The 20892-nt window shown below is 69.3% G+C and carries 22 protein-coding genes and 1 tRNA gene; 17 read left to right on the top strand and 6 right to left on the bottom strand.

What is annotated here, in order from left to right; all coding sequences use genetic code 11:
• Positions 1-210: 210 nt before the first annotated feature.
• The 3 genes from H6G16_RS03005 to H6G16_RS02995 are packed head-to-tail and all read left to right on the top strand — an operon-like array spanning position 211 to position 2149.
• On the top strand, positions 211-1035 hold the full coding sequence (locus H6G16_RS03005) for a HEAT repeat domain-containing protein (protein WP_190388835.1): 825 nt from the start codon (positions 211-213) through the stop codon (positions 1033-1035).
• Positions 1032-1682, top strand: coding sequence for a HEAT repeat domain-containing protein (locus H6G16_RS03000; protein ID WP_190388834.1), 651 nt, complete (start codon positions 1032-1034; stop codon positions 1680-1682). Before H6G16_RS03005 ends, H6G16_RS03000 begins: the two co-directional genes overlap by 4 nt.
• Positions 1679-2149, top strand: coding sequence for a low molecular weight protein-tyrosine-phosphatase (locus tag H6G16_RS02995; RefSeq protein ID WP_190388833.1), 471 nt, complete (start codon positions 1679-1681; stop codon positions 2147-2149). The genes H6G16_RS03000 and H6G16_RS02995 overlap by 4 nt, the downstream gene beginning before the upstream one ends.
• A 2-nt stretch (positions 2150-2151) precedes the next feature.
• Here H6G16_RS02995 and H6G16_RS02990 read toward each other — a convergent pair whose 3' ends face one another.
• A complete protein-coding gene (locus H6G16_RS02990) occupies positions 2152-3723 on the bottom strand; it encodes a bifunctional pantoate--beta-alanine ligase/(d)CMP kinase (RefSeq protein WP_190388832.1) in 1572 nt (523 codons plus the stop codon).
• Positions 3724-3811: 88 nt separating this feature from the next.
• Complete coding sequence (locus H6G16_RS02985) at positions 3812-4363, bottom strand: septal ring lytic transglycosylase RlpA family protein (protein ID WP_190388848.1); 552 nt, start codon at positions 4361-4363, stop codon at positions 3812-3814.
• A gap of 413 nt (positions 4364-4776) precedes the next feature.
• On the opposite strand from H6G16_RS02985, the gene purM reads away from it, so the two are divergent.
• Complete coding sequence (gene purM / locus H6G16_RS02980) at positions 4777-5817, top strand: phosphoribosylformylglycinamidine cyclo-ligase (protein ID WP_190388831.1); 1041 nt, start codon at positions 4777-4779, stop codon at positions 5815-5817.
• A 279-nt stretch (positions 5818-6096) separates the two neighbouring features.
• On the top strand, positions 6097-6699 hold the full coding sequence (locus tag H6G16_RS02975; RefSeq protein ID WP_190388830.1) for a hypothetical protein: 603 nt from the start codon (positions 6097-6099) through the stop codon (positions 6697-6699).
• Here the strand turns inward: H6G16_RS02975 and H6G16_RS02970 are convergent.
• Positions 6696-7670 (bottom strand): aldo/keto reductase, encoded by a 975-nt coding sequence (locus H6G16_RS02970; RefSeq protein ID WP_190388829.1) that lies wholly within the window; start codon positions 7668-7670, stop codon positions 6696-6698. The two genes, H6G16_RS02975 and H6G16_RS02970, sit on opposite strands and share 4 nt — an antisense overlap.
• Here H6G16_RS02970 and H6G16_RS02965 point away from each other — a divergent pair.
• Entirely contained in the window at positions 7658-7873 is a 216-nt protein-coding gene (locus tag H6G16_RS02965; RefSeq protein WP_190388849.1) for a hypothetical protein, read from the top strand. The genes H6G16_RS02970 and H6G16_RS02965 overlap by 13 nt on opposite strands.
• Before the next feature lie 8 nt (positions 7874-7881).
• Positions 7882-8412, top strand: a complete 531-nt coding sequence (locus H6G16_RS02960; RefSeq protein ID WP_190388828.1) for a hypothetical protein — start codon at positions 7882-7884, stop codon at positions 8410-8412.
• 303 nt (positions 8413-8715) lie between these two features.
• Here H6G16_RS02960 and H6G16_RS02955 read toward each other — a convergent pair.
• A tRNA-Cys gene (locus H6G16_RS02955) sits at positions 8716-8786 on the bottom strand.
• Positions 8787-8830: 44 nt separating this feature from the next.
• Between H6G16_RS02955 and H6G16_RS02950 the strand changes: the two genes are divergently transcribed.
• Together H6G16_RS02950 and H6G16_RS02945 are read left to right on the top strand one after the other, a co-directional pair.
• On the top strand, positions 8831-10093 hold the full coding sequence (locus H6G16_RS02950; RefSeq protein WP_190388827.1) for a lipid-A-disaccharide synthase-related protein: 1263 nt from the start codon (positions 8831-8833) through the stop codon (positions 10091-10093).
• A 29-nt stretch (positions 10094-10122) separates the two neighbouring features.
• Positions 10123-10380, top strand: a complete 258-nt coding sequence (locus tag H6G16_RS02945; RefSeq protein ID WP_190388826.1) for a hypothetical protein — start codon at positions 10123-10125, stop codon at positions 10378-10380.
• 20 nt (positions 10381-10400) lie between these two features.
• Here H6G16_RS02945 and H6G16_RS02940 read toward each other — a convergent pair whose 3' ends face one another.
• Positions 10401-11078: a ribonuclease D gene (locus H6G16_RS02940; RefSeq protein WP_190388825.1), complete on the bottom strand. Its 678-nt coding sequence runs from the start codon at positions 11076-11078 to the stop codon at positions 10401-10403.
• Between the two features lie 71 nt (positions 11079-11149).
• Here H6G16_RS02940 and H6G16_RS02935 point away from each other — a divergent pair, with 71 nt between their 5' ends.
• Together H6G16_RS02935 and H6G16_RS02930 are read left to right on the top strand one after the other, a co-directional pair.
• Positions 11150-11701, top strand: a complete 552-nt coding sequence (locus H6G16_RS02935; protein WP_190388824.1) for a cofactor assembly of complex C subunit B — start codon at positions 11150-11152, stop codon at positions 11699-11701.
• Positions 11702-11720: 19 nt separating this feature from the next.
• Positions 11721-12587 (top strand): dehydrogenase, encoded by an 867-nt coding sequence (locus H6G16_RS02930; protein ID WP_190388823.1) that lies wholly within the window; start codon positions 11721-11723, stop codon positions 12585-12587.
• Here the strand turns inward: H6G16_RS02930 and hemF are convergent.
• Positions 12514-13617, bottom strand: coding sequence for an oxygen-dependent coproporphyrinogen oxidase (gene hemF / locus H6G16_RS02925; protein WP_190388847.1), 1104 nt, complete (start codon positions 13615-13617; stop codon positions 12514-12516). The genes H6G16_RS02930 and hemF overlap by 74 nt on opposite strands.
• A gap of 150 nt (positions 13618-13767) precedes the next feature.
• On the opposite strand from hemF, the gene H6G16_RS02920 reads away from it, so the two are divergent.
• The 6 genes from H6G16_RS02920 (at position 13768) to gshA (ending at position 20853) form a co-directional block, all read left to right on the top strand.
• Positions 13768-14865 (top strand): Mrp/NBP35 family ATP-binding protein, encoded by a 1098-nt coding sequence (locus tag H6G16_RS02920; RefSeq protein ID WP_190388822.1) that lies wholly within the window; start codon positions 13768-13770, stop codon positions 14863-14865.
• A gap of 5 nt (positions 14866-14870) precedes the next feature.
• Positions 14871-16148 carry a rod shape-determining protein RodA gene (rodA, locus tag H6G16_RS02915; protein WP_190388821.1) on the top strand — a complete coding sequence of 426 codons (1278 nt, stop codon included), beginning with the start codon at positions 14871-14873 and terminating at the stop codon, positions 16146-16148.
• On the top strand, positions 16142-17518 hold the full coding sequence (locus tag H6G16_RS02910; RefSeq protein ID WP_190388846.1) for a HAMP domain-containing histidine kinase: 1377 nt from the start codon (positions 16142-16144) through the stop codon (positions 17516-17518). The genes rodA and H6G16_RS02910 overlap by 7 nt, the downstream gene beginning before the upstream one ends.
• Before the next feature lie 106 nt (positions 17519-17624).
• Positions 17625-18056 carry a photosystem I reaction center subunit II PsaD gene (locus tag H6G16_RS02905; RefSeq protein WP_190388820.1) on the top strand — a complete coding sequence of 144 codons (432 nt, stop codon included), beginning with the start codon at positions 17625-17627 and terminating at the stop codon, positions 18054-18056.
• Positions 18057-18124: 68 nt separating this feature from the next.
• Complete coding sequence (locus H6G16_RS02900) at positions 18125-19678, top strand: anthranilate synthase component I family protein (RefSeq protein WP_190388819.1); 1554 nt, start codon at positions 18125-18127, stop codon at positions 19676-19678.
• A complete protein-coding gene (gene gshA, locus H6G16_RS02895; protein WP_190388818.1) occupies positions 19675-20853 on the top strand; it encodes a glutamate--cysteine ligase in 1179 nt (392 codons plus the stop codon). The genes H6G16_RS02900 and gshA overlap by 4 nt, the downstream gene beginning before the upstream one ends.
• Positions 20854-20892: the final 39 nt, after the last annotated feature.

Below are 20892 nucleotides of genomic sequence, written 5' to 3'. Positions count from 1 at the left end.
GACCCCGGTGTCATCGCCAACAACTACATCGACTACGCCATCGCTGCTCTCGTCTGATTCGCTCACGCGATCCAGAACGCCGCAACCGGCTTCGATTCCCCTAAGGCTCCCTCCCGGGAGCCTTTTTTCATGGCTCTGCGTTGAGAACCAGGCCAGCCCCGCACCGCTGATGGCAACATCACTGCCAGTGCGCTCTCCCCACCAGCCACCATGCCCCCCGCCGCCGACGGCCTCCAGGCCGGCGAACCCATCAGCGAGCAGGAGGCCCTGCGCCGGCTCCGCCAGAGCGACGATCCCTCCCAGCAGTACTACGGGGCCTGGTGGCTGGGCCGGATGCGCAGCCAGCATCCCGAAGCCGTGCCCCTGCTGCAGAGCGCCCTGCGCCAGCGCCGCCCCCGGGACCCGGGGGCCGGCGTGGAGGAAAACGCGGTGGCCCGCAATGCGGCCCGGGCCCTGGGCAAGCTGGCCCCGGCGGCCCATGCCGCCATACCCGACCTGCTGGACACCCTCGAGGACCCCGACGATGGCCTGCGGGAGGCCGCAGCCCGGGCCCTGGGAGAGCTGCGCGCCGAGGCGGCCATCGCGCCCCTGTGCCAGCGGCTCGCCGGCGGCCCGGCCGTGGCTGGAGCCCAGCGACCGGACAGCCCCCGCCTGACCGAACCCTGCGAAGCCCTGTTGGAGGCCCTCGGGGACATCGGCAGGGCCGACCCCCAGGTGCTGGCCGTGGTGGAGCCGTTCATCGCCCATGAACGGCCGTTGATCCGCAGCGCTGCCGCACGCACCCTGCTGCAACTCAGCGGCGACGGCCGCTGGGGAGCGTTGCTGGTGGAGCTGCTGGAGCACCCCCAACTGCAGGTGCGGCGGGCCGCCCTGATGGACCTGGGAGCCGCCGGCTGGCGGCCGGGCTTCGAGGCCATTGCAGGCACCCTCGCTGAAAACAGCCTGAAGCTGATGGCGCTGCGGGGCCTGGTGGAACGGGGCAGGGGCGAGCCCGGAGACGGAGCCTTACTGGCCTGCATGGATGCCCTGCTATGAGCGCTGTACCCCCCGAATCCCTGGCCGCCCGAATCGAGGCCGTGCAGCGGGCCGACAGTGCCCTGGCCCTGCTGCGCGCCACCCAGGAGCTGGCAGCCTGCACCGCACCCGCCGCAGCGCCGACCCTGGTGGAGGTGCTGGGCTTCAACAATCCAGGCGCCGCGGTGGCCGCCGTGGATGGCCTGATCAGCCTCGGGGCGGCGGCGGTAGAAGCCCTGCTGCAACTGGATCCGGAAAACTACGGGGCCCGGGCCTGGGCGGTGCGGGCCCTGGCTGGCATCGGCGACGTGCGGGGCCTCGAGCTGCTGTTGGATGCCCTGGGGAGTGATGTGGCGGCCAGCGTGCGCCGGGCCGCCGCCAAGGGCCTGGGCCAGCTGCAGCTGGAGGGCTTGGCCGCAGATGCGCAACACGGCGTGCGGCAGCGCTGCCTGGGGGCCCTGGTCGCGGCCACCGGCGATGGCGAATGGGTGGTGCGTTACGCCGTTGCGGTAGGACTGGAATCCCTGGTGGCCCCCCTTCCCGCCGACGCTCCGGAGCGCCAACGGGCCCGAGACGCCCTGGGCGGCCTGCGCGAAGGGGGCGATGACACCCCACCGGTGGTGCAGCGCCGCGCGGCCCTGGCCCTGTCACGGCTGGACGGTCCATGAAACGGGTGCTGTTTGTCTGCCTGGGGAACATCTGCCGCTCCCCCGCCGCCGAGGGCGTGTTCCTGCACCTGCTGGCCCAGGCGGGTGCCACCGACCGCTTTGTGGTGGACTCGGCCGGCACGGGGGGCTGGCATGTGGGCAAGGCCGCCGACCGGCGCATGCGCGAGGCCGCCAGCCGACGGGGCATCACCCTCACCAGCCGCGCCCGCCAGATCGATCTGGGCGATTTCGAGCGCTTCGATCACATCCTCACCATGGACGCCAGCAACCTGGCCCATGTACAGGCCCTGGCCCAGGAAGCCGGCGGCGCCAGCGGAGCCCGCATCGAGCCCCTGGTGCGCTATTGCAGCCGCTTCGCAGCCAGCGAGGTGCCCGATCCCTACTACGGCGGTGAGGCGGGCTTTGAGCACGTGCTCGACCTGCTCGAGGATGCCTGCACGGGCCTGCTGCAGGCCCTCGACGGCTGAGCTCAGACCCCCGATGGGGCGCTGGCGTCGGGTCCGGGCCAGACCTCGTCCGGCACCCGCTCCCGAAAGCGATCCACCAGGGCCTGGATCACCGCCTCGATCGCCATGCCGTCGGTCACCAGCTCGATGGCGTCTTCGGCCCGACAGAGCGGCGCCACGGCGCGGGTGGAATCGAGGTGGTCACGCTCGGCGATCTGGGCTTCCAGCTCCGCCAAGGGCGGCACGACAAAGCCCCGCCGCGCCAAATCCTGGGCGCGGCGGCGGGCCCGCTCGGCCACGGTGGCCGTGAGAAACACCTTCAGCTCGGCGTCGGGGAAAACGGCGGTGCCGATGTCCCGACCTTCGGCCACCAGCCCACCCCTGTGGCCCATGGCCTGCTGCTGGGCCGTCAGAGCGTCCCGCACACAGCCATGGGCCGCCACGACGGACACCTGGGCCGTCACCTCCGGGCTGCGGATGGCTTCCGTGACGTCGTGACCATTGATGCTCACCTGCTGGTCACCGCCAGGCCCCGAGCGCAGCTGCAGGTCCAGGTTGTGCAGCAATGGCGCCACCGCCGCCGGATCGGCAGGGTCGGCGCCCTCGCGCTGCACCCACCAGGTGAGCGCCCGATACATGGCCCCGGTATCGAGGTAGATCAGGCCCAGCCGGCTGGCGAAGGCACGGGTGACGGTGCTCTTCCCCGCCCCCGCCGGACCATCAATGGCAACGATTGGCAGACGGGACATCAGAAACAGATGGTCGATCAGGCGGCTGGGGCCGCAATGCACCGCCGCAGCAAGCAGGGCGAGGCCCCGGACCTGATGCAACGGCTCCAGGCTATGGGGAGCCACCAGTTCCACATAATCCACCACCAACCCAGCCGCCTCCAGCTCGGTCCTGAGGCCGCTGGTCAAGGTGTCCGCCTGGCGCTCCCCGGCCTGGAGCCGGGCCGCCGCCGCGGCCAATCCCGCCGGCAGGGCGGCAGCCTGCTGGCGCTGGGGCACCGAGAGGCGGCGATTGCGGGAGCTGCAGGCCAGGCCATCCCCCTCCCGCACGGTGGCGCAACCCTCGATCCGCACCGACAGGCCCAGATCCGCCACCACCCGCCGCAGAATCACCAGCTGCTGCCAGTCCTTTTCCCCCAGCCACAAGCAATGGGGCTGAACCAGGGCCAACAGCCGGGAGACCACGGTGGCCACGCCCTCGAAGTGCTGGGGGCGGCTGCGGCCGCACAGGCCCTGACGCAGGGTCTGGGGCGGCACGACGCGGGTCAGCCCGGCCTCCCCCTGGGGGTAGATCTCGGCTACGGAAGGGGCAAACAGGGCCGAGGCGCCGGCAGCCGCCGCCAGGGCTGCATCGGCGGCCAGATCCCGGGGGTAGGTCTCGAGATCTTCGCCCGGGGCGAACTGCAACGGATTGACGAACACACTCACCAACACCACTGGCGCCGCGCCTCCCCGACCGTCCGCCGCCCGCCGGATCAGCTGCTGATGGCCCCCATGCAGGGCCCCCATCGTGGGCACGAAATGCACCGGACCGACCTGCCGACGGCGCCAAGCGGCAAGGTCGTCTCGGGTATGGAGCAACAGCACGGGGGGAATGGCGGGCCGGCAACAAAAAGCCCACCCGCCAGATTGGCGGATGGGCTGGAGAGCGAAACGGTCTGCAGAGGAGATCAGATCACTGGAGCACGTCCAGGCGAACCTGGGCGACACCACTGGCCGTCAGGCCCAGGGTGTGGGCCGCTCCATGGGCCAGGTCGATCACCCGGTTGCCATGGAAGGGGCCCCGATCATTGATCCGCACAACGGTGGAACGGCCGTTCCAGAGGTTGGTCACCTTGACCTTGGTGCCGAAGGGCAGGGTGCGGTGAGCTGCGGTAAGGGTTCCCGGGCGGAGCACTTCACCACTGGCGGTGCGATTTCCGAAAAAACCAGGGCCATACCAGCTGGCTTGCCCCTTGGCGGTGTGAACAACCCGGGGGGCTGGCTTGGGCAGGGGAGCAATGGGTGCGGGAGGGGCCTGCTTGATCAGGCTGTCCTCGGAGTTGGGCTGGGCATCCGCTTCGCGGATGGCGACCTTGGTGCTGGGTTCTTGGACTTCTGGGGCTGGAGCAGCCAGGGCAACGGCCTCAGGACCGGTGGCAGCTCGGCTGGAATCGGCCATGGCGGGAACCAGGGCACTACCAGAGAGAAGAAGGGCAAGGGCCCCCAGGGAGAAGGTGCTGCGCATAACAAACGAAACCCGCGGCAAATGCAGCAATCACCAGCCAGAAGCAGAAGCTCAAGGCCAATCAGTGATTCGTCAGCGTTGGATCCGGTCTCAATCTGAATGGAGATGAGAGCCGAATTCGCGTTCGGAGTTCCTATCGGGAATTGACGACGCCGCAAAGTTAACCGCTGCGAACGGTGGTTTTGGTCAAAAACGACACCCCGAAGATTGATCAGCTTTTGTCATCAAATCCAACAGCGCAGGCCCTAACAGGGCTCAGCCGGGGTCGACAAGCCCGCCACCGATCAGCGACCCAAATGCCTCGCATCAGCGCAGCTAATTGCATCACGTGCCAATCGGCGGATCGTCCACAGCCGGCGGCGGGTCGGCTGCCGTTGGAGGATCGGAGCACTGCTCCTGATGGACTGCAACGGATGGACTACCGCACAGCAGGCGTGGACGTGGTCGCAGGCCGCGCCTTTGTGGATCGGATCCGATCCAGCGTGGAGGCCACCCATCGCCCCGAGGTGGTGGGGGGCTTGGGGGGCTTCGGCGGCTTCTGCCGCCTACCCGCCGGATTGCGGGAGCCCCTGCTGGTGGCCGGCACCGACGGGGTCGGCACCAAGCTCGAACTGGCCCAGGCCCATGGCCAGCACCATGGCGTGGGCATTGATTTGGTGGCGATGTGCGTCAACGACGTCATCACCAGCGGCGCAGAACCGCTGTTCTTCCTCGACTACATCGCCACGGGCAAGCTCAGCCCCGAGGCCATGGCCGAAGTGGTGGAGGGCATTGCCGATGGCTGCCGCCAGAGCGGCTGCGCCCTGCTGGGGGGCGAGACCGCTGAAATGCCGGGGTTCTACGGCCCGGGCCGCTACGACCTGGCGGGCTTCTGCGTCGCCGTGGTGGAGGCCAGTGCGGTGATCGATGGCCGCACCGTGGTTGACGGCGACCGCATCCTGGCCGTGGCCAGCAGCGGCGTGCACAGCAACGGATTCAGCCTCGTCCGCCGGATTCTCGACACCCAGGCGGTCGACGACCTCACCCGCTTGCCAGGGAGTGACCAACCCCTGCTGGAGGCCCTGCTCACCCCCACCCGCCTCTACGGCAGCCTGGTGAAAACCCTTCTGGCCGCCGGCCTGCCGATCCATGGCATGGCCCACATCACCGGCGGCGGTCTGCCGGAAAACCTGCCCCGCTGCCTCCCGGCTGGGGTGCATGCCGTGATCGACCCCGCCAGCTGGCGGCGGCCCGCCCTCTTCGACTGGTTGCAACAGGCAGGGGAGGTGCCCGAGGCCGATCTCTGGAACACCTTCAACCTGGGCGTGGGCTTCTGCCTGGTGGTGCCAGGCGCCGCCGTCGCGGACACGCTGGCGATCTGCCAGGCCGCCGGGCATTCAGCCTGGGAGCTTGGCCACGTCGCCAGCGGCAGCGCCGGTGATCAACCACTGGCCGGCCTCCCCTATCGCCCCTGAGCTCGACTGGAGCCCGGGCTGGCGAATTGCTTCACCTTCGTCTTTGGGCATGGAGCCTGCCCCCCCGCTGATTAGGGTGCTGATCTCGGAGCTGTCGTTGGCCGGCCTTTCCGCCGGCCCCAGAGTGCGTCCCCTGGGGACAGGGGACGCTCCGGTACACCCAGTGGTGCTCGAGAAGAACGCAGACAAATCAGGCCGATCGAGATGACGCAATCCTTAGGTTCAGACCAACGCGGCTCCGAGGACAGGGCTCCCCAGGATCGGCCCTCCGGTCAGCGCATGACCCGCCGTCGCAGCTCCGCCGGCCCCGTTCCGCCAAGCCGCCCCCAGCGCCCCCGCGAGCCCGTGGCTCCTCCCCAGCGCGGGGGCCTGCGGCCAACCTTCCTCACGCTGCGGGATCACGGCAAGGTCTACGTCGCCGATCTGCCCCGCCTATCCGATGGTCAGCTGGCCCATGTGGCCAAAGAAGCCCGGGAGGTGTTGGAAAGCCTGGGACGTCGCCTCGAAGAACTCCAGGCCCAGCCCTTCCTCTCCGAAGCGGAGCAGGACACCCGCATCCGCGCCTCGACGAAGCGCGATGTCACGGAGCGCTTCCTCCGCTCGATTGACGACGAGTTGCAGCTTCGCCGCAACAACCCCGCCCTGCGGGCCGCTGCCGGAGAATCCCTGGCCCGGGTGTTTCTGGAATTGGCCCGGCACCGGCTGCCCGGCTCCACCTTTGATTCCCTGCTGCAGGAAGCGCTGGCCGCCTGCGGACCCGAAGCCGCCGCGGCCGAGGCAGAAACCCACCCGGACGCCAGCGCCACCCCCGTAGTGCCCCTGGTACGCCCCCAAGCCCTGCCAGTGGTCCTCACCCTGGATCCCACACCCCAGGCGGGCTAATCGCTCTGGAACGGATTGGCGGGCATCCGGGCGTCCAGCGCCCGGGCCAGGCCATCGAGGCGGGCGCAATCCTCAAGGCTGAGGGTCCAGCTCAGGGCCGCCGCAGCCTGCTCCACCTGCTCGGGCCGCCGTAGCCCTGGGATGGGCATCGCCCCATGGGCCCGGCACCAGTTGAGCGCCACGGCCGCCAGGCCTCCCGCCTGGCCAACGGCAATTCGGGCCATCTCCGCCTGCAGGTCCCCCAGGGCGGGAGCCAACCGCCGAAACAGGGCCCCACGCGGGCCCGCAGGCCAGGTCTGCTGATCGAGGGGCCGGGCCAGCAAGCCAAGGGCCAGTGGGCTGTAGGCAATCAACTGGATCTCGAGCTCTCGACACACCTCCGCCACACCACCGGCGGCGATGGGCTCTGCAGCCAGAAGCGACAGTTGCACCTGCAGGCTGCTCAGCCGCACGCCCCGATCGGCCAGGCGACGATGCACGGCCCGCAGCCGCCGCGGCCCCATGTTCGAGACACCCAGGGCACCCGCCTCGCCCCGCTGCACCAGATCGGCCAGGCCATCGAGCAGCGGTCCCTCCTGCCAGGGCGCATAGCGGGCCGTGCTCCAGTGCAGCTGCACCAGATCGACCCGTCCACCGAGGCGCTGCTTTGAGGCCTTAAAAGCCCGCTGGTAGCCCTGGCGCCCCAGCCGCCAGGGGAAGGGGGCCAACTTGGTGGCCACGCACAACGACTCCCGATGGGCGGGGGCGAGGGCTGACACGAAACGCCCGAGCAAGGCCTCACTGCGGCCATTGAAGCGGCCCGTGCCGTAGGAATCGGCGGTATCGAAGGTGTGCAGTCCAGCCGCCACCGCCGCCGCAAATGTGGCTTCCAGCGTCGGATCCTGGCTGGGGTCATACCCCCACAACAGCTGGTTCCCCCAAGCCCAGGTGCCCACGCCGATGCCAGGCGGTCGGGCCGGTGGATGCGCCATCGTGGGATGCCGTGCCGGCGGTGCTGCGTCCCACAATGCCCGACCTCCCCAACCCTGGCAGCTCCGTGCCCCTGGCCAGGCCTCCCATCGCGTCCAGCCCCGCCGCTCCCCAACCGGAGCCCGTGCTCTGCCAGCACTGCGGCCGCACGGCGAGCAATGGCATCAGCTGCCAGGGCAGCTGCGTGGCCGACTCGGGCTACTGAGGGTCACCATGGCCCGATCCCACGCCTGGGGCTGGACCATCCGTCCCGGCCTGCCCAGCCTGACCCTGGTGCTGCTGGGCTGGGCAGCCTCCGGCCAGGCTGAGGCGTTTGGCCGCTGGGAGAGCAAGTTGCAGGACTGTGTTTTGGTGCACGGTCTGGTGGGACTGCCCCTGCAGGCCCAACGCCAGAGCTGTGGACGGCTGCGACTGGAGCAAAACCTGGAGGGGCTCCTCACCGTGCGACTGATCACCCCCTCCGGCGGTCAGCGGTTCGGCAGCCAGAACCTGGTGTTCGGCGGCGCACTCGCCCCGGGCCAAAAGCCGATGCGGTGCAGCCCCTATGGCCACTGCAAACCCCGCTGGCCGATCCGCTTGGACGTGGCCACCGTGGCCACCAGCCTGGCGCGGGAGGAGAGCCTCGCTCCAACCATTCCCCTGGCCCGGCTGGCCAAGGGCAGCTGCCTGCTGGAGCGCCGTTCCCTGCAGTGCCAGGCCCGCGATCAGGAGGGCCAGTTCTGGGAGGCGAAGGCCCGGCTCTGAGTCCGGGCAGCACCCCGGCCTGGCTCAGCGGCGCTCGCCCTGCACCTCAGCCTGGGTCTCGGAGCCGTTCTGGTGCCCATCAAGGTGCTTCTCGCAGGCCGATGCAGGGGCAGCAAGCACTCCAAGCCCAGCAGCCGTCAAGGGAAGGGCAACCAGGGGCAGGCACCAGCGCGCAACGGAGGAGGAGCGCTTCATCTGGGAAATAGGGAGTGACCAGGAAACCCTATGCAGAAATGCCCCATCCGGCCGCAACGGTGTTGGATCTGTGAGGGAGCTGACGCCCTCCACCCAAGAAGCTGGAAAAGGCGGCACCCAGATTCGAACTGGGGGTAAAGGATTTGCAATCCTCTGCCTTACCACTTGGCCATGCCGCCGCCCAGGGAGCAAACTCCCTGCAGCGGATCGTATCAGCCATGGCATGTCCTCCCGGCCGCTGAACCGTCTGCTCATTCTGAGCAATGGCCACGGGGAGGATCTGATCGCCCAGCGCATCCTGCGCGCCCTGCAGACCCGACGACCGCAGCTGGTGATCCGGGTGCTGCCCCTGGTGGGCCTGGGCGAGGCCTTCGCCAACGACGAAGCGGAGGGCCGTCTCGAGCGGCTCGGCCCCCAGCTGCAGCTGCCCAGCGGCGGCTTCAGCAACCAGAGCCTGCGGGGCCTGGCCCGCGACCTGGCCGCCGGGCTGCCGCTGCTGAGCTGGCGCCAGATGCGTCTGGTGCGCCACTGGGCCCGGCAGGGAGATCCCGTGCTCGCGGTGGGCGACCTGCTGCCCCTGCTGCTGGCCTGGGGTGGCGGCGGCCGCTTCGGTTTCATCGGCACGCCCAAAAGCGATTACACCTGGGCCTCGACAGGTCCCGCAGGCTGGGGACCCACGCCGCTGGCTGATGGTTACCACCGCTGCAAGGGGAGTGAGTGGGACCCCTGGGAATGGGCCGTGATGGGCAGCCGGCGCTGCCGGCTCGTGGCCGTGCGTGACCGGCTCACCGCCCGGGGACTGCATCGCCATGGGGTGGCGGCCCTGGCGCCTGGAAACCCCATGATGGATGGCTTTCCCCAGACCCCTCTGCCGGCCTGGCTGGCAAGCCAACGGCGCCTGATCCTGCTGGCCGGCAGCCGCCTGCCGGAAGCCCTGGGCAATGCCCGGCGGCTGCTGGGCTGCCTCAGCTTGGGCCAGCCACCGGAGGCCACCACCGTGCTGGTGGCCTCCGGCTCCACCCCCAGCCTCGACGCCTGGGCCAACCTGCTGGGTGACGCAGGCTTCGCGGCCATGGCCGCCGATCCCGCCGCCGCCGCGATCGGCGCGAGCAGCCTCTGGCGCCTGGGCCGCTGGACCGTGCTGCTCGGCAGCCACACCTTCAGCCGCTGGGCCGGCTGGGCCGAGCTGGGCCTGGCCACTGCCGGCACCGCCACCGAACAGCTCGCCGGGCTGGGGGTGCCCTCCCTCTCCCTGCCAGGGCCGGGGCCCCAGTTCAAGGCTGGATTTGCCCGCCGCCAAAGCCGGCTGCTCGGGGGCGCCGTGCTGCCTTGCCACCGGCCGGAAGAGCTGGCCCGGCGGCTGCAGCAGCTGCTCCACGACCCCAACACCTGCCACCAGCTCGGCGCCATCGGCCGCCGGCGCATGGGACCCGCCGGGGGCAGCGCCCAGATCGCCGCTCTGGTGGAGCAACGTCTGCTGGGATGATGGGCTGATCCCCTGCCCCAACGCCGCCCATGGCCGGCATTCCCGATCGGGCCTACAACGCCGCCTGCGGCAAGCTGGCCAGCCAATTGGGCATCAGCCTGGCGGCGGCCCGGCGCAAGGTCGACATCAAGGCCGCCCAGGCGGGCCTTAAGGACACCGCCTCCCGGGTGGAACTGGCCACCCAGATGCTGACCGACGCCGAGGGCAACAGCACCAGCAACCACGCCCTGCTCACCTCGTTGTTGGAAGCGGTGGGCAACGACGACAACTTCATGGTGGAGGACTGAGCCGCCCTGGACAGGGAGCTTCAGCGGTTGCCGCCGGTGGAGTGTTCAAACAGCAGGTGAAAGCGCTGGCGATCGAGGTCGGCGAACACCGGCAGACAGCGGAAGCAACGCTGGGCCAGCTCCCAGCGCTCCTCGCGGCGGAGCATGGCTTCCAAGCGGTCGCGGGCGGGCAGCAGATAGCGCACATCCCCGGCGGCATAGGTCAGCTGGGCCTCAGAGAGGTCTTCGACCCTGCCCCAGTCGGAGCTCTGGGCCTGCTTGTCGAGCTCCACCCCCACCAGCTCCTGCACCACGTCCTTGAGTCCATGGCGCGGGCTATAGGTGCGGCCGAGGCGGCTGCCGATCTTGGTGCAGAAAATCGGATCCACGGCAATGCCGAGGTTTTCGGCCAGGGCGGCCACATCGAACCGGGCGAAGTGGAACACCTTTTCAATGCCGGCGTTTTCCATCAGCGCCTGCAACCGGGGCGCCTCGCTCTGGCCGCGGGAGAGGCGAATGCAGCAGACGTTGTCGTGGTCGTCGCAGAGCTGAACCAGGCAGAGCCGATCGCGGCCGTGGATCAGACCCATCGCCTCGGTGTCCACCGCCAGGGCCCGGGCGCCGGCATACAGGGCGCCCCACTCCGCATCGAGATCGCCGTCAAACACGGCGAACCGGGCTGGAGCTGGCAGGTTGCTGGGGGCGGACGGGGCGGCCATGCCAAAGAGGCGGAAGATCGCCCCCATGCTGACAAGCCACGTCCCGGCCGGCCGACGGCAGAATGGGCACCATGGTCAACCTCGGCTCCACCCTGCTGCTCACCCTGCTGCTGGCCATCGGCCTGGTGTTTTTTCTGCGGGCTGCCAGCAAGGACCGCACCACCGTGGTGGACGTGCGCTCGTCCCGCCCCCCCCTGGAGGTGCTGAGTCAGCTCAGTGACTGGCTCCAGCAACGCGGTTGGCAAACCGAATCGAGTGATCCGGAACGGCGTCACCTGCGCTTTCGCGCTGAAGTGGCCGCCAGCCCCTGGCTGGCGGTGTTGCTCTCCCTGCTGGGAGCCGTGGGGGCCGCCTGCCTGGGTCTGGTGCTGCGCCAGCTGCTCCCCCAACTGGGCTGGTGGCCCCTGCTGCTGGCCCTGGTGGGTCCAGCGGCGGGGCTGATCTACCGCAACCGGGCCATGCGCGCCGAGACCCTGGAACTGCGCCTACTCAGCCATGACAGCGCCACCGGCAGTGCCCTGCGCCTGCGGGCCCACCGGGATGAGCTGATTGCGCTGGAACTGGAACTGGGCCCCCAGCTCGGCCTGTTCAGCGACGGCAAACTGCTCAGTTCACCCATCTAGCTCTCCATCCAGGCCCACCATGCCGTCACACCCCATGCCCTATGGCCAAGGGATGGTGGCCGTGCTGATCGGGGTTCTCACCCTCGGCGGTGCTGCCGCAGCCCAGGCCCCCCTGGTGGCCAACCTGGATCCCCTCACCGGGCCCCGCAGCCGGCTGGCCAAAGACTGGGTGGGCCTGGCTCCCCTGCCCAACACCACCCCAATCCTGGTGCTCGCCGGCCATGCCGATTCCCAGGGGATTGGCGGAGCGGGCACGGCCGGGGCTGCGGTGGACCTGGCCGGGGCGCCCCCCATGCAGCCCGGCCTCCGCGACGAGCTCCACTGGAATCTGCTCACGGCGCAAGCGGTGGTGGCCCTCGGCCAACGGCGGGGGCTGGCGATCCGCTTCTACGACCCCCCGCTGCGCACCATCGCCGACGGCGATGACCCGCGCACCAACTGGAGTGTGGGCAAGGCCCATGCGGAAGCCGGTGGTTATGCCCTGGAAATCCACTACGACGCCTACGGCCCTGACGGGGTGGGCTCGGGGCTGATCCCCCCGCTGCATCGCCCACCCACCCGGGTGGATGAAAGTTTGGCGCTGGCCTTTGGGCCCTACCCCCTGCTGTACCGCGAGGGGCTGGGAGCCCCCAAGCGGGGGATTGCCATCCTGGAAATCGGCAAACTGGAGGGGGCCCTGGAAGCCGCCCTGCGCGATCCGATCCGGCGCCAGGCCACCCTGGAGGCCATTGCCATCCGGGTGGTAAGCGCCCTGGAACAGGGACTCGGCCGCAGCCCCGGCGCCCCCATCGCCACGGCCAATCCTGCGGCGTTCACCCCACCGCCTGATGGGGAGCGCACCGGGCGGCCAGAGAGGCGTCGGTCAACCAGGCCTGGGGCTTGGTGAACAGATCCGTGAGCAGGGCTTCGCGGCTGCCTGCCTCCGGCTGGTAGCCGTACTCCCAGCGCACCAGGGGCGGCAACGACATCAGAATCGACTCGGTGCGGCCGTTGGTCTGCAGGCCGAAGATCGTGCCCCGGTCAAAGACCAGGTTGAACTCCACGTAACGGCCCCGGCGATAGAGCTGGAACTGACGTTCCCGCTCGCCGTAGGGAGTGGACTGGCGCTTCTCGAGGATCGGCCCATAGCTGGGCAGGAAGGCGTTGCCACAGGCACTGGCCAGGGCGAACAGCTGCTCCCAGCTCTGGGGCACCGGGCCGATGCGGTTGCTCTCCAAGGCAGCCGGCCCCTTGGGGTCCTGACCCTTGTACAGCACGCCGCGGGGATCCTGGTAGTCGTAAAAGATGCCGCCCACACCGCGGGTTTCCTGGCGGTGCTTGAGGAAGAAATACTCGTCGCACCAGGGCTTGAACACCTCGTAATAGGCGGGGTTCACGCTGTCGCAGGCGCCTTTGAGGGTGCGGTGGAAGTGCTGGGCGTCCTCCAAAAAGGGGTAGTAGGGGGTGAGGTCGGCCCCGCCGCCGAACCACCACACCGGGCCCGCCTCGAAGTAGCGGTAGTTGAGGTGAACGGTGGGGATGTAGGGATTGCGGGGGTGCAGCACCATCGAGGTGCCGGTGGCAAACCAGCGGTGGCCCTTGGCTTCCGGGCGCTGGCTGAGGATCGAGGGAGGCAGTTCCGAACCCTCCACCTCGGAGAAATTCACGCCGCCCTGCTCCAACACGCGGCCGCCGGTCATCACCCGGGAGCGACCGCCGCCGCCCTCAGGACGCACCCAGCTCTCCTCGGCGAATTGGGCCCCACCATCGAGCTGCTCCAGCCCAGCGCAGATGGAGTCCTGTAGGCCCATCAGCAGGGCCTTGGCCCGGGCGCGCGAGTCGGCGGGCGGGGCCTCCAGAGCTGCGTCGTTGCCAACCGGACTCGAGGCACCTCCACCCAGCTTGTTTTTGCCACGCGCCAGCAGGGCCTTGAGCATCGACGGTGCGCCGAAAAGACGCCGGAAAGGTCTCACCATTTCAGGCCAGCCTCCCCTCAGACAAGTGTTCGAGAGGGTCTGTCACGGCCAGAGCGTCACCCTCCTGGCAGGGCAGGCCACCTAGGATCGCAGACCCCGTTTGGATTCCCGATGGCCTCAGTGGAGCAGGCCCAAGCCGCCCTCAACGCTGTCCAGGATGCCGGCAGCGGGCGCAGCCTGATCGAGCTGGGCTGGATCCAGGCCCCCCGACTGGTGGGCGATCGGGCCGTGTTTCGGTTGGCCTTGCCAGGTTTTGCCCAGGCCCAGCGCGATCGCATTGCCGCTGAAGCCCGTGCAGCCCTGCTCGCCCTCGATGGGGTGACCGACGTGCAGATCGAAGTGGCCCAGCCCGCTGGAGGTGCCCCGATTGGAGCCGCCGGCCATGGGGCCCCGGGCGCGGCACCCGGTCAGCTGCCGGATCGCCAGGCCATCCCCGGCGTCCGCCAGGTGATTGCCGTCAGCAGCGGCAAAGGGGGCGTGGGCAAGAGCACGGTGGCGGTGAATCTGGCCTGTGCCCTGGCGGCCTCCGGCCTCAAGGTGGGCCTGCTCGATGCTGATATCTACGGACCCAACGCCCCCACCATGCTGGGCGTGGCTGACCGCACGCCGGAGGTGCGCGGCGAAGGCGCCCAGCAGGTGCTCACCCCCATCGAGACCTGCGGAATCGCCATGGTTTCGATGGGGCTGCTGATCCAGGAAAACCAGCCGGTGATCTGGCGGGGCCCCATGCTCAACGGCATCATCCGCCAGTTCCTGTATCAGGTGGATTGGGGGGAGAGGGATGTGGTCATCGTGGACCTGCCCCCCGGCACCGGCGACGCCCAACTCACCGTGGCCCAGGCCGTCCCCATGGCAGGCGTGATCATCGTCACCACACCCCAGCAGGTCTCCCTGCAGGATGCCCGAAGGGGGCTGGCGATGTTCCTGCAGATGGGCGTCACCATCCTGGGCGTGGTCGAGAACATGAGTGCCTTCATCCCGCCGGATGCCCCGGAGAAGCGCTACGCCCTGTTCGGCAGTGGCGGGGGCGCCCGCCTGGCCGAGGAGGCCGGGGTGCCCCTGCTGGCGGAGCTGCCACTGGAAATGCCGGTGCGCGAAGGGGGCGATGCCGGCCGGCCCGTGGTGCTCTCCCATCCCGAGTCGGCCAGCGCCCAGGCCTTCCGGGCTCTGGCCGAGCGCATCGGGGCGGCCCACCTAGTGCCGGCCTAAGCACCATGCTGAGCCAGCTGGGGCGGCGCAACTCCCGATTCTTCAGCGGCCGCAGCGGCCGGCGCAGCCCCCTGGCCGACGTGGACCTCATCCTCTGGGGGGTCCCCCTGGCCATGGTGGCGATCGCAGGCATCCTGATCGCCAGCACCCAGCGCCAGGCCAATTACGCCGACTGGTACCAGCACTGGATCACCGCAGCGGTGGGCATGGTGGTGGCCCTGCTGCTGGCCCGGATGCCGCTGGAGCGACTGATCCCGCTCAAATGGCTGATCTATGGCGCGATGGTGGCAAGCCTGATCGCCGTTCGGATCGTGGGCACCAGCGCCCTGGGGGCCCAGAGCTGGATCAACATCGGCGGCTTCTATGTGCAGCCGTCGGAATTTGCCAAGGTGGGGGCGATTTTGCTGCTGGCTGGCGTGCTGGCCCGGCATCCGGTGGATCGCCCAGTCGACCTGGTCCGTCCTGTGGGCCTGATTGCCCTTCCCTGGCTGCTGGTGTTCGTGCAGCCTGATCTGGGCAGCTCCCTGGTGTTCGGGGCCGTTCTCCTGGTGATGCTGTTCTGGGCTGGCATGCCCGGCGCCTGGGTGATCTTGCTGCTCTCTCCACTGGTCACGGCCATCGTGGCCGGCACCCTTCCCTGGCTGCTCCTCGCCTGGATTCCCCTGATGGGCTGGCTGGCCTGGAAGAGCCTGCCCTGGAAACGGGTCGCACTGGGCATCAGCCTGGCGGTGCAGGGGCTCTTCGCCGTAACCACCCCCCTGTTGTGGGAACACGGCCTGCGCCCCCACCAGCGGGCACGACTCACCCTGTTTCTCGACCCCGCCCAGGACCCCCTCGGCGGCGGTTATCACCTGCTGCAGAGCACGGTGGGCATTGGCTCCGGCCAGCTCTGGGGCACGGGCCTCATGAATGGATCCCTCACCAAACTGCGCTTCATCCCAGAACAGCACACCGATTTCATCTTCAGTGCCCTGGGGGAAGAAACCGGATTCCTGGGTTCGGTGCTGGTGGTGGCCGGCTTCGCCCTGCTGATGTGGCGGCTGCTGCAGATCGCCGGACGGGCCCGCACCGACTACGAAGCCCTTGTGGTGGTGGGGATCGGCGCGATGCTGATGTTCCAGGTGGTGGTGAACATCAACATGACCATCGGCCTGGGGCCGATCACCGGCATCCCCCTGCCCTGGCTCAGCTACGGACGGTCCGCCATGCTCGTGAACTTCATCGCCCTCGGGCTGTGCGCCTCCGTGGCCCGCCGGGGTCGCTCGGCCCAGGGACGCTGGTGAGCCTGTCCGACCTGCGACGCTGCCTGGCCGAGGGCGTCCCCCCCGGCGTCGGCAACGAGGACAGCGTGCGGCGCCAATGGTGGGCCGCCCTGGCCACCCTGCAGGACGACTTCCTGCTGCCCCGGCAACCGCTGCAGGGGCTTTGGCTGGCGGCCCCCCTGCCCGCCCTCTACGAACCCGAGCTGCTCCGGCAGCTCCAGGGCTGGGTGTGGGCCCCGCGGGAACTGCAGGATCTGCTGCCCGGCTCCGCCGCCCTGCTCCCCGGGAGCGCCCCAACCGGCGGCGGCGGGAGCTTCCATCGGCTGGCCCTCGAGGAGGGCGATGGCACCGATCCACTGCTGCTGGTGATCACTCCCCAGTTGCAGGTAGCCCTGTGCCTCGACGGACCGGCCGAGGCCCGGCGCCTGATCGTGCGGTTCGACCCGGAGGCCCTGTCCGCTGCCTTGGGCCTGATCGACGGCCGTCTGTTGGCCGGCAACCAGGAGGCCTCCGGCGCCCTGCGCACGGCCCTCCAACGGCTGGGCCCCCTGCGCAGCGATGACCAGCTGGGCATGCACTTCTGGCCACGGATGGGGGAACGGCTGGCGGCCATGGCCCCCAGCCTGACCCTGCAACCCCTGGTGCATGGGGGCACGACGCGCGAACGGCTCCAGGGCGACGCGTCCCGGGCCGTGAGCAGTGAACTGGCCCTGCTGGAGGCCCTCACCCACGAGGTGCGGACGCCGCTGGCCACGATCCGCACCCTGATCCGCTCCCTGCTGCGGCGCAGCGATCTGCCCGAGGTGGTGCGCCAGCGCCTGGAGCAGATCGATGGCGAGTGCAGCGAGCAGATCGATCGGTTTGGCCTGATCTTCCTGGCGGCCGAGCTGCAGCGCGAGCCGGGCAGCGAACAGCCCCTCGAGCGCCATGCCTTGGCACGCACCGACCTCAGCGCGGTGCTGGAGCACCAGCACGAACTCTGGCAACGGCAACTGGCCCGCCGCGGCCTGGCTCTGGAGTTGGTGATCGCCGAGGGCCTGCCCCAGGTGCTGAGCGATCCGGCCCGCCTGGAAACCATGCTGGGCGGCCTGATCGACCGGTTCAGCCGCACCCTGACCTCGGGCAGCACGGTGACCCTCAGCCTGTCCCCCGCCGGCTCCAGGCTGAAACTCCAGCTCAGCAGCGCAGGCCAGCCCAGCGAAGAACCCAGCCCCACCCAGGAGGGCGACGGGGAAGCCCGGGAGCTGGTGGGACCGGTGCTGAGCTGGAACCCCACCACCGGCAGCCTGCAGCTGAGCCGCCAGGCCACCCAGCGGCTGTTCCATCGCCTGGGCGGCCGGCTCACCGAACGCAGCGGCAGCGGCCTCACGGTGTTCTTCCCGCTGTGCTGAGGATCCGCCAGGAGGCGTGGTTTGTTGACGGGTGTGAAGAGTGCGGCACCAGCCCGGATTGGGGCAAAAACACGGTGCTAGCTTCCGGCTGAAACGATCCAAAGCCATGGCAGCTACGGCGCTCAGCGGTCAACTCCCGAAGTACATCGGCAGCACCGGCGGCCTGCTGAACTCCGCTGAGACCGAGGAGAAATACGCCATCACCTGGACCAGCCCCAAGGAACAGGTGTTTGAGCTGCCCACCGGCGGTGCCGCCCACATGAACGAGGGCGAAAACCTGATGTACTTCGCCCGCAAGGAGCAGTGCCTTGCGCTTGGCACCCAGCTGCGCACCAAGTTCAAGCCCCGGATCGAGGACTACAAGATCTACCGGATCTTCCCGGGCGGTGACACCGAGTTCCTGCACCCCAAAGACGGCGTCTTCCCCGAGAAGGTCAACGAGGGCCGCGCCATGGTGGGCCACAACCCCCGTCGGATTGGCGCCAATCCCAATCCCGCCAACCTCAAGTTCACCGGCAAGAACACCTTCGACGCCTGAACGGCGACGACCAACCCCTATAAAGGCGGGGCCAGGCGCCCCGTTTTTTTTGCCTGCCCGGTTGCCCGATGCCCAGCCCCGATCGCGATGGCCTTGCCCAGCAGGCGTTCCTCGAGGCGGTGACGGCCGGCCACAACTTCATCCCCCTGTGGAAGCGCTGGCCTGCCGACCTGGAGACCCCACTGACCACCTGGCTGAAGGTGGGGTCCGGCAGTGATCACGGCGTCCTGCTGGAGTCGGTGGATGGTGGCGAGCGGATTGGCCGCTGGAGCTTTGTGGTCAGCGACCCCCTCTGGACCCTCACCAGCCGCGGCGAGCAGTCCGAGCGCCGCTGGCGCGATGGCCGTCGTGAGCCCCTGGAGGGCAATCCCTTCGGGCTGCTGCGCGCCTGCCTGGAGCCCCTGAGCAGCCCCCCCATCCCCGGGCTACCGCCGGTGGGGCAGCTGTTCGGCTTTTGGGGCTATGAACTGATCCGCTGGATCGAGCCGAGCGTGCCGGTGCACCCGCCAGGGGAGGGCGCCCCGCCCGATGGCTGCTGGATGCTCGCCGACAGCCTGCTGGTGTTCGACCAGGTGAAGCGGCAGATCACCGCACTGGCCTATGCCGACCTGAGCGATGGCCAGGATCCACAGGATGCTTATGCCGCTGCGGCGGCCCGCATTGCCGCCCTGGAAGAGCGCATGCATGCTCCCTTGCCAGGCCACGTGACCCCCCTGCGCTGGCACGACGCCAGCGCCACCGACATGGCCCAGACCCTGGTGACCACCAGCAATGTGGGCCGGGAAGCGTTTGAGGCCGCCGTGCTCCGAGGCGAGGAGCACATCGAGGCGGGCGACGTGTTTCAGCTGGTGCTCAGCCAGCGACTGGAAACCCGCATCGATCGCGATCCCTTCGAGCTCTACCGGAGCCTGCGGATGGTGAACCCGTCGCCCTACATGGCGTTCTTCAACTTCGGCGGCTGGTACCTGATCGGCTCAAGCCCCGAGGTGATGGTGAAGGCCGAACCCACACCGGAAGGGACCGTGAAGGCCTCCCTGCGGCCGATCGCCGGAACCCGCCCCCGGGGCGCCGATGAGGCCGAAGACCTCGCCTTGGAGGCCGACCTGCTGGCCGATCCCAAGGAACGGGCCGAACACGTGATGCTGGTGGACCTGGGCCGCAACGACCTGGGCCGCGTCTGCCAGCCCGGCACCGTCAAGGTGAGCGACCTGATGGTGATCGAGCGCTATTCCCACGTGATGCACATCGTCAGCCAGGTGGAGGGGCTGCTGGCCGAGGGGCAAACCGTGTGGGACCTGCTGATGGCCTCCTTCCCGGCCGGCACGGTGAGCGGCGCCCCCAAGATCCGCGCCATGCAGCTGATTCACGCCCTGGAGCCGGACGCCCGCGGCCCCTATTCGGGGGTCTACGGCGGCGTTGACCTGGCCGGCGCCCTCAACACGGCCATCACCATTCGCACCATGGTGGTGCTGCCCCATCCCGAGGGGGGCTGGCGGGTGCAGGTGCAAGCCGGCGCCGGGGTGGTGGCCGACTCAAGGCCTGAAGCGGAATACCAGGAAACCCTCAACAAAGCCCGCGGCATGCTGAAGGCCCTGGCCTGCCTCCTGCCGGCCCAGCCATGACCACACCCCTGCTGCTGAAGGGTTTCGAGGTGGAGCTGTACACCGGCCGGGAGGACGGCACCGTGGTGGGCTGCTCAGCCGAGGCGGCAGCGGCCCTGGAGGGCTTCGTGACCGAACCCGACCACCGCAACCTCGAATACATCACCCCCCCAGATGCCAGCTACGCCAACCAGCTGCGGCTGCTGATCGAGCCGCGGCAGCGCCTCCGCCTCTGGCTGGCCAGCCGCCAGCTCACCCTGCTGCCCGGCAGCACCCTGAGCCTGGGGGACAGCCACCGCTTCGAGCGTTCGGATCCGGAAAACCCTTACCACGGCTACATCGAAGCCACCTACGGCACCCAGGTGGTCACCGCCAGCGTGCACATCAACCTGGGGCTGATCGGCAGCCAGGGTCCCGAGCAGATGGACCGCCTGTTTGCGGCGCTGCGCCTGATGCGCTGTGAGGCGGCCTTGCTGCTGGCCCTGAGCGCCAGCTCCCCATTCCTGGACGGTGCGGCCACCGGAGCCCACTCCCAGCGCTGGCTGCAGTTCCCACTCACGCCGGCCGATGTGCCGCTGTTCCTCAGCCACCAGCACTACATCGACTGGATGGACCAGCAGCTGGCCCTCGGCACCATGCAGAACGTGCGGCACCTCTGGACCTCGGTGCGGCCCAATGGGGACCACCGTCCCCATGACCTCAACCGGCTGGAGATCCGCATCTGCGATCTGGTGACCGATCCACTCCTGCTGCTGGCGATTACGGCCTTCGCCGAGCTTCGGATCCACCAGTTGCTGCGCCAGCCGGAACCCGGCGATCCCCTCAAGGCCAGCCAACTGACGCCGGCCGAACTGGCTGCCCTGGCCGATGCGAACGACCGGGCCGCAGCCCGCTCCAGCCTGGAGGCCACGCTGCATCACTGGCGCGATGGTGCGGCGGTGTCCGCCCAAGACTGGCTGCGGGCCGAGCTGGCCGCCCTGGCCCCTCTGGCCGTGGAGTTGGGGTTGGCGACCGTGCTGGCCCCCCTGCACACAGTTCTGGACCACGGCAACCAGGCCATGCGCTGGCTGGCTGGCCACCGGGCCGGCCTTTCAATCAGCACCCTGCTGAGCCAGGAGATTCAGGCGATGGCCAACCAGGAAACGGCCCTGCTGGAGGCATTCGGCACAGTCGGGCGGCCGGGTCCTTTGGGATGATCATGGATTCCCGTGCTGCCCATCCGGCTCCCATGCGGC

Source organism: Cyanobium sp. FACHB-13342 (assembly GCF_014697415.1).
In the GTDB taxonomy this organism is placed as follows: domain Bacteria; phylum Cyanobacteriota; class Cyanobacteriia; order PCC-6307; family Cyanobiaceae; genus Cyanobium_A.
The sequence above is the reverse complement of the archived record's forward strand: the minus strand, read 5'-3'. Positions and strand labels throughout refer to the sequence as shown.